The sequence below is a fragment of the Streptomyces sp. M41(2017) genome (assembly GCF_002078175.1).
Classification (GTDB): Bacteria; Actinomycetota; Actinomycetes; order Streptomycetales; family Streptomycetaceae; genus Streptomyces.
In genome coordinates this window covers 2,562,941-2,575,068 of sequence record NZ_MWFK01000001.1, presented here as the reverse complement: position 1 = coordinate 2,575,068, position 12,128 = coordinate 2,562,941, and the positions used below count along the sequence as shown (strand labels likewise).

11 protein-coding genes are annotated in these 12,128 nt (G+C 71.1%); 5 read left to right on the top strand and 6 right to left on the bottom strand.

The genetic code is table 11. The features are described 5' to 3' along the window. Positions 1-843 carry a heavy metal-binding domain-containing protein gene (locus B0675_RS11270; RefSeq protein ID WP_206602718.1) on the top strand — a complete coding sequence of 281 codons (843 nt, stop codon included), beginning with the start codon at positions 1-3 and terminating at the stop codon, positions 841-843. After that, positions 836-1,228: a hypothetical protein gene (locus tag B0675_RS11265; RefSeq protein ID WP_081218677.1), complete on the top strand. Its 393-nt coding sequence runs from the start codon at positions 836-838 to the stop codon at positions 1,226-1,228. The genes B0675_RS11270 and B0675_RS11265 overlap by 8 nt, the downstream gene beginning before the upstream one ends. A gap of 23 nt (positions 1,229-1,251) precedes the next feature. Here the strand turns inward: B0675_RS11265 and hemB are convergent, their stop codons facing one another. The 6 genes from hemB to B0675_RS11235 form a co-directional block, all read right to left on the bottom strand. Then, a complete protein-coding gene (hemB, locus tag B0675_RS11260) occupies positions 1,252-2,244 on the bottom strand; it encodes a porphobilinogen synthase (protein WP_081218676.1) in 993 nt (330 codons plus the stop codon). Positions 2,245-2,418: 174 nt separating this feature from the next. Next, positions 2,419-4,122 (bottom strand): bifunctional uroporphyrinogen-III C-methyltransferase/uroporphyrinogen-III synthase, encoded by a 1,704-nt coding sequence (locus tag B0675_RS11255; RefSeq protein ID WP_081218675.1) that lies wholly within the window; start codon positions 4,120-4,122, stop codon positions 2,419-2,421. After that, a complete protein-coding gene (hemC, locus tag B0675_RS11250; RefSeq protein ID WP_081218674.1) occupies positions 4,119-5,078 on the bottom strand; it encodes a hydroxymethylbilane synthase in 960 nt (319 codons plus the stop codon). The genes B0675_RS11255 and hemC overlap by 4 nt, the downstream gene beginning before the upstream one ends. Continuing rightward, complete coding sequence (locus tag B0675_RS11245) at positions 5,075-6,778, bottom strand: glutamyl-tRNA reductase (protein ID WP_081218673.1); 1,704 nt, start codon at positions 6,776-6,778, stop codon at positions 5,075-5,077. The genes hemC and B0675_RS11245 overlap by 4 nt, the downstream gene beginning before the upstream one ends. Beyond that, complete coding sequence (locus B0675_RS11240) at positions 6,775-7,533, bottom strand: redox-sensing transcriptional repressor Rex (protein ID WP_081218672.1); 759 nt, start codon at positions 7,531-7,533, stop codon at positions 6,775-6,777. Before B0675_RS11240 ends, B0675_RS11245 begins: the two co-directional genes overlap by 4 nt. Positions 7,534-7,875: 342 nt before the next feature. Beyond that, complete coding sequence (locus tag B0675_RS11235) at positions 7,876-8,175, bottom strand: glutaredoxin family protein (protein ID WP_081218671.1); 300 nt, start codon at positions 8,173-8,175, stop codon at positions 7,876-7,878. A 185-nt stretch (positions 8,176-8,360) separates the two neighbouring features. Here B0675_RS11235 and B0675_RS11230 point away from each other — a divergent pair, with 185 nt between their 5' ends. The 3 genes from B0675_RS11230 (at position 8,361) to B0675_RS11220 (ending at position 12,013) form a co-directional block, all read left to right on the top strand. Beyond that, positions 8,361-9,293 carry an HAD-IB family hydrolase gene (locus B0675_RS11230; RefSeq protein WP_081218670.1) on the top strand — a complete coding sequence of 311 codons (933 nt, stop codon included), beginning with the start codon at positions 8,361-8,363 and terminating at the stop codon, positions 9,291-9,293. Positions 9,294-9,749: 456 nt separating this feature from the next. After that, the gene (locus B0675_RS11225) at positions 9,750-10,520 is read left to right on the top strand and encodes an ECF subfamily RNA polymerase sigma factor, BldN family (RefSeq protein ID WP_081218669.1); all 771 of its coding nucleotides are present in this window, start codon (positions 9,750-9,752) and stop codon (positions 10,518-10,520) included. A 254-nt stretch (positions 10,521-10,774) separates the two neighbouring features. Next, positions 10,775-12,013 carry a DUF5667 domain-containing protein gene (locus B0675_RS11220; RefSeq protein WP_081218668.1) on the top strand — a complete coding sequence of 413 codons (1,239 nt, stop codon included), beginning with the start codon at positions 10,775-10,777 and terminating at the stop codon, positions 12,011-12,013. The last annotated feature ends 115 nt before the right edge of the window (positions 12,014-12,128 follow it).

Here is a 12,128-nt window from a genome sequence, read left to right as displayed (position 1 = left end):
ATGACCGAGCGAACGGGACACCGACCGCCCCCCGAAGGCGTGCCCGAGGACGCGATGCGGCGACTCGCCCAGCTCGCCCCCGGAGAGAAGGGCTCGCTCTTCACCTCCGACCTGACGGTGAACGAGTTCCTGCTGGTCCGCGAGGCCGGCTTCCGTCCGCTCGGACTGGTCCTCGGCTCCTCGGTCTACCACGTCGGCATCCAACTCGGCCGCTGGTCGAGCAACCAGGAACTGACGAAGCTCTCGCAGGCCATGTACAGCGCGCGCGAGCTGGCCATGAGCCGGATGGAGGCGGAGGCGAGCGCGCTGGGCGCGGACGGGATCGTGGGCGTCCGGCTGGACATCGAGTTCAAGGAGTTCGGCTCGGACATCGCCGAGTTCATCGCGGTCGGCACGGCGGTGAAGGCCGACGGCGCCGACCCGGGGCCGGGCGGGACCTGGCTCAACAACAAGGGCAAGCCCTTCACCTCGGACCTGTCAGGGCAGGACTTCTGGACCCTGATCCGGGCCGGCTACGCGCCACTGGACCTGGTCATGGGCTCCTGCGTCTACCACGTGGCCCACCAGCGCTTCGGACAGGTGCTCGGCAACACCGGTCGCAACGTCGAGATCGAGCAGTTCACCCAGGCCCTCTACGACGCGCGCGAACTGGCGATGAGCCGGATGCAGGCGGAGGGGCAGGCCCTGGAGGCCGAGGGGATCGTCGCGGTCCGGCTCACGCAGCACTCCCACACCTGGGGATCGCACACCACGGAGTTCTTCGCCATCGGGACGGCCGTGCGCCCGCTCCGCGACGACCACGTCATCGAACGGCCGACCATGGTGCTGAGCCTCGATGCCTGACCCGGACATCGAACTCCTCGCCGCCGCCCTGCGCCGGGACAGCGCGGACCTCACGCTCTACGCCCGCGTCCTGGCGGAGACCCTGACCGACTCGCTCCCGCCCGGCACGGTGCGGGTGGAACGCACCCGGACGCTCGCGGACCGGCTGGCCGGACGTGAGGGCACGGTCGGCGCCGTGGACATCGCGCTCGGGGAGCAGCGGCTCTCCCTGCGGACGCACGCGGGCGCGGCGACCGGGGAGATCCGGCACGAGGTGCGCGGCATCGTGCTCTCGCGCCGCCCCGTGACCCTGGAGGAGTGGACCGACGCGCTGGCCCGCGCGCTGGCCGAGGCCGCGGCCTCGAACGCCCGGGCGCGCGAGGCCGTGGAACGCTTCCTGACCTGACGAGACGTGCCCTGCCGTGACCGCTAGCGCAGGTTTTGCGCGACCTCGGTCGCCCAGTACGTGAGGATGTTCTGCGCGCCGGCCCGCTTGATGCCGGAGAGGGACTCCATGATCGCCTTGTCCCGGTCGATCCAGCCCTTCTCCGCCGCGGCCTCGATCATCGAGTACTCGCCGGAGATCTGGTACGCGACGACCGGCACCTCCGACGCGTCGGCGACCCGGGCCAGGATGTCGAGGTAGGGGCCGGCCGGCTTCACCATCACCATGTCGGCGCCCTCCTCCAGGTCGAGCGCCAACTCCCGCAGGGACTCACGCGCGTTGGCGGGGTCCTGCTGGTACGTCTTGCGGTCGCCCTTGAGCGAGGAACCGACGGCCTCCCGGAAGGGGCCGTAGAAGGCGGAGGAGTACTTGACGGTGTAGGCGAGGATCGCGACGTCCTCGCGGCCGATCTGGTCGAGGGCGTCCCGGACGACACCGATCTGACCGTCCATCATGCCGCTGGGGCCCACGACGTGGGCGCCGGCGTCGGCCTGCACCTGGGCCATCTCGGCGTACCGCTCCAGGGTGGCGTCGTTGTCGACCCGTCCCTGCTCGTCCAGTACACCGCAGTGCCCGTGGTCGGTCGTCTCGTCGAGGCACAGGTCGGACATCACGAGCAGGTCGTCGCCGACCTCGGCGCGGACGTCGCGCAGGGCGACCTGGAGGATGCCGTCCGGGTCGGTGCCCGGCGTGCCGACGGCGTCCTTCTTGGCGTCCTCGGGGACGCCGAACAGCATGATCCCGGAGACCCCGGCCTCCAGCGCCTCCACCGCGGCCTTCCGCAGACTGTCCCGGGTGTGCTGCACGACCCCGGGCATCGCGGCGATCGGCACCGGCTCGCCGACACCCTCGCGCACGAACGCGGGGAGGATCAGATCGGCGGGGTGCAGCCGGGTCTCGGCGACCATCCGGCGCATGGCGGGCGTCGTACGCAGCCGCCGGGGACGCGTACCGGGAAAGGATCCGTACTTCGTCATGACATCTACGCTACGCCCGCCACAAGACCACCTATACCGACGCCGTGTCGGAGCCGGCAGACCACATGATCCAGCCCCTCCGGCGTTCGAGGAGCGGGGTCTGGGGCGGAGTCCCGGGGACGGTAAGGGACGGGGCGGAGGGGGCGGGAACACCCACCCCCGCCCCCACCTGCGTCAGGTGGTGCGTCGGCGGCGAGAGCCCGGCCGGCGCTCACTGGGCCGCGTAACCGGGTCCCCCGCGTCGAGCGCGGCGGCCCGCCGCCGCAACCCGAAGTCGGCCAGGGCCTCGGCCAACTTGTGCACGGACGGCTCAGGAGCCATCACGTCGACCCGCAGCCCGTGCTCCTCGGCCGTCTTGGCCGTGGCCGGACCGATACAGGCGATCACCGTCACGTTGTGCGGCTTGCCCGCGATACCGACCAGGTTCCGCACGGTCGACGACGAGGTGAAGAGCACCGCGTCGAACCCGCCGCCCTTGATCGCCTCACGGGTGTCGGACGGCGGCGGCGACGCCCGCACGGTGCGGTACGCCGTGACGTCGTCGACCTCCCAGCCCAGCTCGATGAGCCCGGCCACCAGGGTCTCGGTGGCGATGTCGGCACGCGGCAGGAACACCCGGTCGATCGGGTCGAAGACCGGGTCGTAGGGCGGCCAGTCCTCCAGGAGACCGGCGGCGGACTGCTCACCGCTCGGCACCAGGTCCGGCTTCACGCCGAAGGCGATGAGCGCCGTCGCGGTCTGCTCGCCGACCGCGGCGACCTTGATGCCCGCGAACGCACGGGCGTCGAGCCCGTACTCCTCGAACTTCTCGCGCACGGCCTTGACCGCGTTCACCGAGGTGAAGGCGATCCACTCGTACCGGCCCGTGACCAGGCCCTTGACCGCGCGCTCCATCTGCTGGGGGGTGCGCGGGGGTTCGACGGCGATCGTCGGAACCTCGTGCGGCACGGCCCCGTACGACCGCAGCTGGTCGGAGAGCGACGCCGCCTGCTCCTTCGTCCGCGGCACGAGGACCTTCCAGCCGAACAGCGGCTTGGACTCGAACCACGACAGCTGGTCGCGCTGGGCGGCGGAGGAACGCTCACCGACCACGGCTATCACCGGGCGGCCGCCGTCCGGGGACGGCAGCACCTTCGCCTGCTTCAGCGTCTGCGCGATCGTGCCGAGAGTGGCCGACCAGGTGCGCTGACGGGTCGTCGTACCGGCGATCGTCACCGACATCGGGGTGTCGGGCTTGCGGCCGGAGGCCACCAGCTCCCCCGCGGCAGCGGCCACCGAGTCGAGCGTCGCCGACACGACGACGGTGCCGTCGGAGGCGCCGACCTCGGTCCAGCAGCGATCGGAGGCGGTCCGCGCGTCGACGAACCGGACGTCCGCACCCTGCGCGTCCCGCAGCGGAACACCCGCGTAGGCGGGCACCCAGACGGCGGCGGCGATGCCGGGCACGACCTCGAACGGAACACCCGCGGCGGCGCAGGCGAGCATTTCCTCGGCCGCGTACGTATCAAGTCCCGGGTCCCCGGACACCGCCCGGACGACCCGCTTGCCGCCCCGTGCGGCCGTCATGACAAGATTGGCGGCATCCCTCGACGCGGGGTCACCAACGGTTGTTGACGTGCCGTCAACAACCGTCAGCTGAGGCGTGCCTGTGCTCTGGTACGTATCCGGCGAAGTGTCCGGATCCGTGTTCAGAACAGCGACGCCTTGTCTGGCGTGCACACGCACCACGTCGAGCACGTCGTGCTCGGCGACGAGGACGTCCGCGTTCGCCAGCGCCTCGACGGCGCGCAGTGTCAACAGCCCTGGATCTCCGGGTCCGGCACCCAGGAAGGTGACGTGCCCGTGGTCCGGACCGGCGGGAAGGTTGGTGGGGCTCAAAGTGCTCGCTCCCCCATCAGACCGGCCGCGCCCTTGGCAAGCATCTCGGCGGCGAGTTCACGGCCGAGCGCCATTGCTTGGTCATGTGTCTCGGGCACGGGACCGGTGGTGGACAGCTGCACCAGCGTCGAGCCGTCGGTCGTGCCGACGACGCCGCGCAGGCGCATCTCCTTGACAATCTGCCCGTCGGCGAGGAGGTCGGCGAACGCGCCCACGGGTGCGCTGCAGCCGGCCTCCAGGGCGGCGAGCAGAGATCGCTCGGCGGTCACGGCGGCCCGCGTGAGCGGGTCGTCGAGCTCTCCGAGCGCGGCAACGAGATCCGCGTTGTCCGCGGCACACTCGATTGCCAGTGCCCCCTGGCCGGGGGCGGGCAGAACGGTGTCGACCGACAGGAAGTCGGTGACCTCGTCGATGCGGCCGATCCGGTTCAGTCCGGCGGCGGCGAGCACGACGGCGTCGAGCTCCCCGTCGCGGACGAACCCGACGCGGGTGTCGATGTTCCCGCGGATGGCGACCGTCTCGATCGTCAGGCCGTGGCTGCGCGCGTACGCGTTCAGCTGGGCCATGCGGCGCGGCGAACCGGTGCCCACGCGGGCGCCGTCCGGCAGCTCCGCGAAGGTCAGCCCGTCACGGGCGACGAGCACGTCCCGCACGTCCTCACGCACCGGCACCGCGGCCAGCGCGAGGTCCTCGGGCTGCGCGGTCGGCAGGTCCTTGAGGGAGTGCACGGCGAAGTCGACCTCCCCGCGCACCAGTGCCTCGCGCAGGGCGGTCACGAAGACGCCCGTACCGCCGATCTGGGCCAGGTGCTCGCGGGAAACGTCGCCGTACGTCGTGATCTCGACGAGCTCGACGGGCCGTCCGGTCACCTGGCTCACGGCTTCCGCCACCTGCCCGGACTGGGCCATGGCGAGTTTGCTGCGCCTGGTCCCGAGCCTCAAAGCCTGCTCACTCATGCTCGCCCTCGGTTCTTGGCGTTCTCGGTGTTGTTCTCGGCCCGCGAGACGGCGGCGACCGTCTCCGGGTCCAGGTCGAACAGGGTCCGCAGCGCGTCCGCGTACCCGGCGCCGCCGGGCTCGGCGGCCAGTTGCTTGACCCGTACGGTCGGAGCGTGCAGCAGCTTGTCGACGACGCGGCGCACGGTCTGACCGATCTCGCCACGCTGCTTGTCGTCGAGGTCCGGCAGCCGTCCGTCCAGCCGCGCGATCTCGTTCGCGACGACGTCGGCTGCCATGGCGCGCAGCGCCACGACGGTGGGGGTGATGTGCGCGGCCCGCTGGGCGGCGCCGAACGCGGCGACCTCGTCGGAGACGATCCGGCGGACCTGGTCCACGTCGGCGGCCATCGGCGCGTCCGCGGAGGCCTCGGCCAGCGACTCGATGTCGACGAGGCGCACACCGAGCAGCCGGTGCACGGCGGCGTCGATGTCGCGGGGCATCGCGAGGTCGAGCAGTGCGAGCACCGGCGTGGGGCGCGGCACCCGGGAGACGGGCTCGGGCCTGCGGCGCTCGGGGATACGGCCGACCGTCGCGGCCGTGGCGGCCAGCGCGGTGATCAGCTCGGCGTCGGCGTCGGGCGTACCGCGGGTGTCGCGGCGCTCGTCGGTGCCGGTGCCCTTGTCGACCCAGGCCGCGTGCTGCTCCAGGGTGGCCGCGTCCATTCCGGCGACGGCGGCCTCGCCCATGACGGAGAAGCCGGTCGCGCCCTGGACGGCGGACAGGTCCAGGGGGCAGCCGTCGTCGGTGCCGATACCGGCCGGGGCGGGCTGCCCGTCCGTCGCGGGCGTCTCGTCGCGGACGGCGACGGGGCTGCCGGTCCGTCCCTCGACGGCGGCGGCGACGGAGTCGGCGCTCAGCACGAGCCCGGTCGCGCCCGTGCAGGAGACGGCGATGTCGGCACGTGTCAGCTCGGCCAGCACCGCGTCCATCGGTACCGCGCGGGCCGCCACGTCCGTGTCGTCGCCGCCGGAGAGGATCTCGGCGAGGCGCTCGGCCCGGTCGGGGGTGCGGTTGGCGATCACGATCTCGCCGACTCCGGCGCGCGCGAGCGTCGCCGCGGCCAGCGAGGACATCGAGCCGGCGCCGATCACGAGGGCCTTCTTGCCCTTGGCCCAGGCCTCGACGGCCCGGCCCGCGGACAGCTGCTCCAGCCCGAAGGTGACCAGCGACTGTCCGGCCCGGTCGATGCCGGTCTCGGAGTGGGCGCGCTTGCCGACCCGCAGCGCCTGCTGGAACAGGTCGTTCAGGAGACGGCCCGCCGTGTGCAGTTCCTGCGCGGTGGCGAGCGCGTCCTTGATCTGGCCGAGGATCTGGCCCTCGCCGACGACCATCGAGTCCAGACCGCAGGCCACCGAGAAGAGGTGGTGGACGGCCCGGTCCTCGTAGTGCACGTACAAGTGGGGGGTGAGCTCCTCCAGCCCGACGCCGCTGTGCTGGGCGAGCAGGGTGGACAGCTCGGCGACGCCCGCATGGAACTTGTCCACGTCGGCGTACAGCTCGATGCGGTTGCAGGTGGCGAGGACGGCGCCCTCGGTGGCCGGCTCGGCGGCGAGGGTGTCCTGGAGCAGCTTGACCTGGGCGTCCGCCGACAGCGCGGCGCGCTCCAGGACGCTGACCGGGGCGCTGCGGTGGCTCAGCCCGACGACGAGGAGACTCATGCCGGCATCACCGCGGGAAGGTCTCCGTCGGGTCCCTTGCCGTCGTTCTCGCGCGCGGCACGGTCGGCGGCTCCGGCCTGCGCCTCGGCCTCCTCGCCGGCCTTGCGCTGCTCGTGGAAGGCGAGGATCTGCAGCTCGATGGAGAGGTCGACCTTGCGCACGTCGACGCCGTCCGGGACGGTCAGGACGGTCGGCGCGAAGTTCAGGATGGAGGTGACTCCGGCGGCCACCAGGCGGTCGCAGACCTGCTGGGCGGCTCCGGCCGGGGTGGCGATGACACCGATCGAGACACCGTTCTCGTCGATGATCTTTTCCAGCTCGTCCGTGTGCTGGACCGGGATGCCGGCGACGGGCTTTCCGGCCATCGCGGGGTCCGCGTCTATGAGCGCCGCGACACGGAATCCGCGGGAGGCGAACCCTCCGTAATTGGCCAGTGCCGCACCGAGGTTGCCGATGCCGACGATCACAACCGGCCAGTCCTGGGTCAGGCCCAGTTCGCGGGAGATCTGGTACACGAGATACTCGACGTCGTAGCCCACACCACGCGTCCCGTAGGAGCCGAGGTAGGAGAAGTCCTTGCGCAGCTTCGCGGAGTTGACCCCCGCCGCGGCCGCGAGCTCCTCCGAGGAGACCGTGGGTACCGAGCGTTCCGACAGTGCGGTGAGGGCTCGGAGGTACAGCGGAAGCCGGGCGACGGTGGCCTCGGGAATCCCTCGGCTGCGGGTCGCCGGTCGGTGAGTTCGGCCAGTTGCCACGGTGCTCCTGCGGGTAGAGCGGGGCTGCAGGCGGTCACACGTACCTAGACCGCCCCGTCGAATGCAGGCTATGTCTTTGTGAACGCGTGCACAAAGATGGTGTCCGATTTGCCCGGCCAACGTGACCGGGGTCACGCATGTCCGGCGCGCGGCTATGGAACCGGCGCGTGGACAGCTTCGTTCCGCTCCTGAAGGGGGCAAAACCGCACACACTCCTCAACGCATCCCGCCCCCGAGACCAATCCGCCGTCGATCCTAGGCGACTTTCCCGGCCACTTGGACTACTCGGTCAGGTCACAAGTCGGCGTACGACGCGCACGGGACGGGCCCCCCGCTCGGAACTCACGGCGCGAGGGCCTTGCGCAGGCGCTCCTCGTTCACGCGCCAGAACGTGTGCTGGGCGCCGTCCACCAGCACGACCGGGATCTGCTCCCAGTACTGGCGGTGCAACTCCTCGTCCTCGGTGATGTCCTTCCTTTCCCACGGGACCCCGAGGTCGGCACAGACCTTCTCGATCACTTCCTGTGCGTCATCACACAGGTGACACCCGGGCTTCCTGATCAACGTGACCAGGCGGTCCTGGGGCGCCTTCCTCTCCGTACGGCGATCACTGCGCCGGAACATGGGGCTCATACGCGCCATTCTCCCGCCCCGGCACACCCGCGGGCCAGGTCCGCGCCGTACGTGACAACCCGTGCGCGCACTGGGGCGACGCGCCGGGATGCCCCCGGACCGGTTCCGTTCTTTAACGGCTCGGTCGCGGAGAGTTCACAGCGTCGAATCCTCTCGACTCCGGAACCGCCGAACAGACTGGCTATGCTCACGACATGGCCGCTCTCGGATGGCTCACTCCCCGTAGGCGCTCCGCCACCGCGCGGAGCGTGTTGGCAGGCGAGGCCTCTGCGGAGGCAGCCCGCAAGTCCTCGCAGGAACTGGAAGAACTGGCGCCGCCGGAGGCCGCCGAGGAACCGGAGTTCCCGGTACTCGGCGACGACAGGGCCGCCGCGTTCTTCGACCTCGACAACACCGTGATGCAGGGCGCCGCCCTCTTCCACTTCGGGCGGGGCCTGTACAAGCGGAAGTTCTTCGAGACCCGCGACCTCGCCCGGTTCGCCTGGCAGCAGGCGTGGTTCCGGCTGGCCGGCGTCGAGGACCCCGAGCACATGCAGGAAGCCCGCGACTCCGCGCTGTCGATCGTCAAGGGCCACCGGGTCGCCGAGCTGATGTCGATCGGCGAGGAGATCTACGACGAGTACATGGCCGAGCGGATCTGGCCCGGCACCCGCGCCCTCGCCCAGGCCCACCTGGACGCGGGCCAGAAGGTGTGGCTCGTCACGGCCGCGCCCGTGGAGATCGCGACGGTGATCGCACGGCGCCTCGGCCTGACCGGGGCGCTCGGCACGGTCGCCGAGTCGGTGGGCGGCATCTACACCGGCAAGCTGGTGGGCGAACCGCTGCACGGACCGGCGAAGGCCGAGGCCGTCCGCGCGCTCGCCTCCGCCGAGGGCCTGGACCTCTCACGCTGCGCGGCCTACAGCGACTCGCACAACGACATCCCGATGCTCTCGCTCGTCGGACACCCCTACGCGATCAATCCCGACGCGAAACTGCGCAGGCACGCGCGGGACTTCGACTGGCGCCTGCGCGACTACCGCACGGCGCGCAAGGCCGCGAAGGTCGGCATCCCGGCCGCGGCGGGCGTCGGCGCGGTGGCCGGCGGCACAGCGGCAGCCATCGCCCTCCACCGCCGCCGCCGCTAGACGCGCTGCGCCGAGGTCGCGGGCGGAGCATTCAGCCCCTCCCGCGTCGAGGAGCGGGCTCCGGTGCGGAGCCCCGGACGGCGGACGGGCAGGGGCGGCGGGGCCGGCGGAGGCGAAAACCTGTCCGGACCTGGGCGGGGCCCCTCGCACGGCAGCCAATCATCAAGTCCTACCCACGCCGTGGGTCCCCCAGTCGCGCCCATCACAGGCGGGCACAACACGCCCTGCACTCAGACGGAACGCGAACTGATTCGATCAACAATCGATCACTGAGCGGTACTTGAACGGGCACCGATACGCCTCAGAAGTGTCGTAATCGATGATTTGAGCAACTCGGTGTAGCGCTGCCTGTACGAAGCGTTATTCTCCTCAGACGCAAACCGGTACCCCACCTTCGCTACGAAGGGTGAAAGGTCCCGCACTGCACGTGATGGAAGCTCTGCCTCTGGGAGTCCCGTGTACTCACACGTCGGGGTTGACGCCTCTGGCCTGGCTACGCTGCGCGCAACGGTCCTCGACCGTCTGCGCGGCTTCGTCCCCACCGCGTACGCCGTCCCCGCCTTCGCCGTCGCCGCGCCTGTCGGTCCTTGCTATGCCCTGGCCGACGGCAACGCCGCGGTCGGCAGACGGGGCCGATCAGGCTCGGCCACCACCGCACGCCGTCCGGCCGCCGACAGCGACAGCGCCCGGATGATGGATCTCGTGGAGCGCGCCCAGGCCGGCGAGGCCGACGCCTTCGGGCGGCTCTACGACCAGTACAGCGACACCGTGTACCGCTACATCTACTACCGGGTGGGAGGTAAGGCGACTGCCGAGGACCTCACCAGTGAGACCTTTCTGCGGGCGTTGCGCCGGATCGGCACCTTCACCTGGCAGGGCCGGGACTTCGGCGCCTGGCTGGTGACGATCGCCCGCAACCTCGTCGCCGACCACTTCAAGTCCAGCCGTTTCCGGCTGGAGGTCACCACCGGCGAGATGCTCGACGCCAACGAGGTCGAGCGCTCCCCCGAGGACTCCGTCCTGGAGTCCCTGTCGAACGCGGCATTGCTGGACGCCGTGCGCCGGCTCAACCCGCAGCAGCAGGAGTGCGTCACGCTGCGCTTCCTCCAGGGGCTCTCGGTCGCCGAGACCGCCCGGGTGATGGGGAAGAACGAGGGTGCCATCAAGACCCTCCAGTACCGGGCCGTCCGTACGCTGGCCCGCCTCCTGCCGGACGACGTCCGCTGAACCTGCTTCGAACCACAGTGATCCAACACGTTCAGCGACGATCAACTCACCGTCCGTAAAAGTCCGTTGACTTCGCGGTCCGATCATCCGTCGTCCGTAACCCAAGTGCCGCGACGCTCGTTGTGCGGGATACAGGCTCCCTGTGGTCACGCCTTGGCCATCGCCGATCACCCGATCGTGTGGATATGGCCAAGGGGTGCAACCCTCAGGACCCCCTGGGGAGTCGACCGTCATGACGAGAGGAGGTGCCGCCAGTGATCGCGAACGTATCGGCACACCGGCGGGCGGACGCCTTCGCCCAGGCCCTGGAGGAGTCCGACCAGGGCACGGCGGCCGAGCAGCCCGATGGGCCTGCACCGTCCCGGGCTGCTGCGGAACGAACCGAGCGAGAGCTGCTGACGGCTCTCGCCACGGGTCTCGGCGAGCTGCCCAAACCGGAGCTGGATCCCGAGGTCAAGGTCGTGCAGCGAGCCCAGCTCGTCGCCGCGATGGAGGCCATGCTGCTGGAAGGCACCGCCGCCGGAGGCGAGGGTTTGGACCGTGCCGTGCCCGAGCAGCGGTCCCGTCGGGCCAAGGGCGCGCACCGGGCGACCGGACTGGGGAAACTGCGCCCCAGGTCGCGACTGACCAAGGGGCTCGCCGCGGGCGGGCTCAGCATCGGCGTGGCCGCCGGAGCCCTCGGCGGTGTGGCCGCCGCGAGCTCCGACGCCCTGCCCGGTGACTCCCTCTACGGCCTCAAGCGAGGCATGGAGGACATCAAGCTGGGCCTGGCCCATGGCGACAGCGACCGGGGCGAGCTCTATCTCGACCAGGCCTCCAGCCGCCTGAGCGAGGCACGCCGGCTGATGGAGCGCGGCCGCTCCGGACAGCTCGACCACGAGTCCCTGGGCGAGGTCCGCCGCGCCCTGTCCGGCATGCAGCACGACGCCTCCGAAGGCCACCGTCTGCTGCACGAGGCGTACGAACGGGACGGCTCACTCGGCCCCATCCAGGCCCTGTCCGCCTTCTCCCAGTCGCACCGCGAGGCCTGGGGCGCGCTGCGCGACCGGCTGCCCGTGCAGCTCGGCGACGTCAGCGACCAGGTGTCGTCGGTGTTCGACGCCATAGACGAAGAGGTCGGCCCGCTCCGCTCGCTGCTGCCCACGACCCCCGCCCCCGAGGGCACCGGGCGTCACCGTGGCAGGAGCGAGGAGTCCACCGGCTCCCCCGGCACGGACACACCGGAGCCCAGCGCCACCGGCGGTTCCGCGAAGGGCGGCCACAGCAGCGGCACCAGCGGCAGACCGAAGCCCTCCAGCTCGGGCAGCGAGAGCGACGACGGCCTCCTCGGCGGCAACACCGGCGGCCTGCTCGACCCGCCGCAGGACGACACCAGTTCCTCGCCGTCCAGCAGCAGCGGCAGCAGCGCGACGACCAAGCCGGACGTCACCCTGCCTCCCCTGCTCCCCGGTCTGCTGCCGGGTCTCGGCATCGACACCGAGGACAGCGGCTGACCCAGGCACTCCGCGTACGGCGATGGGGCGCCCTTCCTGAGAAGGGCGCCCCATCGCCGTACCGCCGTAAGCCCGCGGGCTTATCAGGTCATCATCAGCAAAACCGTAACTGCAT

Coding starts and splice junctions, on each gene's coding strand:
- B0675_RS11270 (WP_206602718.1), top strand. CDS start 1: ATGACCGAGCGAACGGGACACCGACCGCCCCCCGAAGGCGTGCCCGAG.
- B0675_RS11265 (WP_081218677.1), top strand. CDS start 836: ATGCCTGACCCGGACATCGAACTCCTCGCCGCCGCCCTGCGCCGGGAC.
- hemB (WP_081218676.1), bottom strand. CDS start 2,244: ATGACGAAGTACGGATCCTTTCCCGGTACGCGTCCCCGGCGGCTGCGT.
- hemC (WP_081218674.1), bottom strand. CDS start 5,078: ATGAGTGAGCAGGCTTTGAGGCTCGGGACCAGGCGCAGCAAACTCGCC.
- B0675_RS11245 (WP_081218673.1), bottom strand. CDS start 6,778: ATGAGTCTCCTCGTCGTCGGGCTGAGCCACCGCAGCGCCCCGGTCAGC.
- B0675_RS11235 (WP_081218671.1), bottom strand. CDS start 8,175: ATGGCGCGTATGAGCCCCATGTTCCGGCGCAGTGATCGCCGTACGGAG.
- B0675_RS11230 (WP_081218670.1), top strand. CDS start 8,361: ATGGCCGCTCTCGGATGGCTCACTCCCCGTAGGCGCTCCGCCACCGCG.